Raw genomic sequence first — 2,447 nt, forward strand, 5'->3', positions numbered from 1 at the left:
GTGGGGGAGGGGGTGGTCGGTTATGTTCTGGCCATGGGTTATCAGGGGGAGGCCCGGCGTCCGGCGCCGGAACAGCCGGGCGCCGACGGGTGCTTGACGGTCGCGATACGGCTTCCCGTACGCGTCGTCGCGTTCGCCGTCGTCCTGCCGCTGCGGCTGCTGTGGGACCTGCTGGGCGCGATCGGCCGCGCGTGCCGCACCGCCCTGCTGTGGGTGTGGCGGCGCGTGCTGGCACCGCCCCTGGCGTTCGTGTGGCGCTACGCGGTCGTCCGGCCGCTGGCCGCCCTCTACCGCTTCGTCCTCGTGCCGCTCGTCGTCGCGCTGGACTTCCTGTGGCGCCACCTGGTCGTCCGGCCGCTGGACGCGCTCTGGCGGCACGTCCTCGTGCCGGGCGTGCGCGTGCTGATCGTCATACCCGCGGTCTGGGCGTGGCGGACGCTGGTCGTCCCGGCGGCGCGCGCGGTCGCGATCGCGTTCGCCTTCGTCGTGCGGTACGCGCTGGTCGTACCAGTGGCCTTCCTGGTGCGGTACGTACTGGTCGTGCCGGCGGCTTTCCTGGTGCGCTATCTGCTCGTGGTGCCGGGGGTCTTCGCCTGGCACTGGATCGTGGTGCCGGCGGCGCGTGCGGCCGGGATCGCGCTGGCCTTCGTGGTGCGGTACGTACTGGTGGTGCCGGCGGTCTTCGTGGTGCGGTACCTGCTGGTCGTGCCCTTGGTCTTCGTGGCGCGCTATCTGGTGGCGGTGCCGGTGGCCTTCGTCTGGCGCCGGATCGTCGTGCCGGTGGCCCGGGAGACCGGGGTGGCGCTGGTCTTCGCCTGGCGGGGGACGGCGTATGTGTCGCGGGCGGTCGGCCGCGCCCTGGCCTGGGCCGGCCGGATGCTGATCGCCGCACCGGTGGCCTGGGTCTGGCGCTCGGTCGTCGGCCCGGCGCTGCGGTGGTCCCGGCACGCGATCTGGCGGCCGGCCGTGGAAGCTGTCGCCGAGGTCCGGCGGGCCGTACGCAGGGCCTTCGCCGTCGCCCCCGCGCACCGCCCGCCGCCCGTACCGCCGCGCCGCAGGCCCGGGCCGTACCAGCCGCCCGCCGTAGCGCCGCCGGCCACCGCGCCGGCCGCGTACGAGCGGCCCGCCCCGGTGCCGTCATCCGAGCGGCGGGCCGACCCGCGCAAGGACTTCGGGCGCCGCGAGGACAGGCGCACGCCGCCGTCGCACCGCTGAGAGCCGGATCGCGGAAGGTTGTCCGCAGATGGGCGGGCGTGCGGCCGCGGGGCCGTGCTTCGCGGCGTAACCTTGGAGCGGACGACGTACACCCGACACGCACGTAGGGACTGAACGACACTGGGCAAGCGACAGCCCGAAGGCCCGCCGCCCGCACCGACGGTGCAGCGCATCCGTTTGCGCTACACCAAGCGAGGCCGCCTCCGGTTCACCAGCCACCGCGATTTCCAGCGCGCCTTCGAGCGGGCACTGCGCCGCGCCGAGGTGCCGATGGCGTATTCGGCGGGCTTCACGCCGCACCCGAAGGTGTCGTACGCCAACGCCGCGCCCACCGGCGTCGGCAGCGAGGCGGAGTATCTGGAGATCGGCCTGGCGCAGTTCCGCGACCCGGAGCTGCTGCGGGCGCTGCTGGACGAGTCGCTGCCGGCCGGGCTCGACGTGATCGAGGCGGTCGAGGCCCGCACCCCAGGGCTGGCCGAACGCCTCCAGGCGTCGGTCTGGCAGCTCAGGCTCGACGGTGTCGAGGTCGACGAGGCCCGGCGGGCGGTCGCGGCGTTCCTGGCCGCGGACACCGTGGAAGTACAGCGCAGCACCAAGAACGGCATCCGTACGTTCGACTGCCGGGCCGCGGTCACGCGGTTCGAGGTGACCGAGGGTCCGGACGACTTGGACGCGACGCGCCAGGATGCCGATAGGCCGCAGGACCGCGCCTGTGCGATACTGCGGCTGGTTGTACGACACCTGACACCTGCCGTACGACCCGACGACGTACTGTCCGGCCTCCATGCGACGGCCGACCTCGCGCCGCCGGTCCCCGCAGCGGTGACCAGGCTGGCGCAGGGGCCGCTCGACGAGGACACCGGTACGGTCACCGACCCGCTCGCGCCAGATCGCGACGCCGTGGCGGTGCCGGCCGGTTCCGCGTAGCCACGTCGTCACGCGCGTCGCCGACGCACCAGGGAGCCACCCGGGTCCGGCGCCGCTGACCACATGAGACTTTCGTCGGCCCCCGCACGGGCGGCCGACGAGCGACACAGCAGCTCCCGTGCGGCGCCCGCGCCCCGGAGGGCGGCCCCGCGATCCAAGCGGCCTGCCCCCTCCGACCTGGACGCGGCGCCCGGGAGCACGACGGGAGCAATGCCCGAATGCCCGACCAGACCGATCCTCAGCCCACCACGGACAACACCCCGGCGGAAGCCGCTCCGGCCCGCCGCCGGCGCGCCGCCTCCCGC

2 protein-coding genes are annotated in these 2,447 nt (G+C 74.5%); both read left to right on the plus strand.

Translation table 11 applies throughout. The features are described 5' to 3' along the window. A partial coding sequence (locus tag V7E46_RS33305; RefSeq protein WP_333771893.1) for a hypothetical protein occupies positions 1–1,215 on the plus strand: 1,215 nt, incomplete at its 5' end. 162 nt (positions 1,216–1,377) lie between these two features. Beyond that, positions 1,378–2,142, plus strand: coding sequence for a TIGR03936 family radical SAM-associated protein (locus tag V7E46_RS33310; protein WP_333771894.1), 765 nt, complete (start codon positions 1,378–1,380; stop codon positions 2,140–2,142). The last annotated feature ends 305 nt before the right edge of the window (positions 2,143–2,447 follow it).

This window comes from Streptomyces sp. IBSBF 2435 (assembly GCF_036815005.1).
In the GTDB taxonomy this organism is placed as follows: domain Bacteria; phylum Actinomycetota; class Actinomycetes; order Streptomycetales; family Streptomycetaceae; genus Actinacidiphila.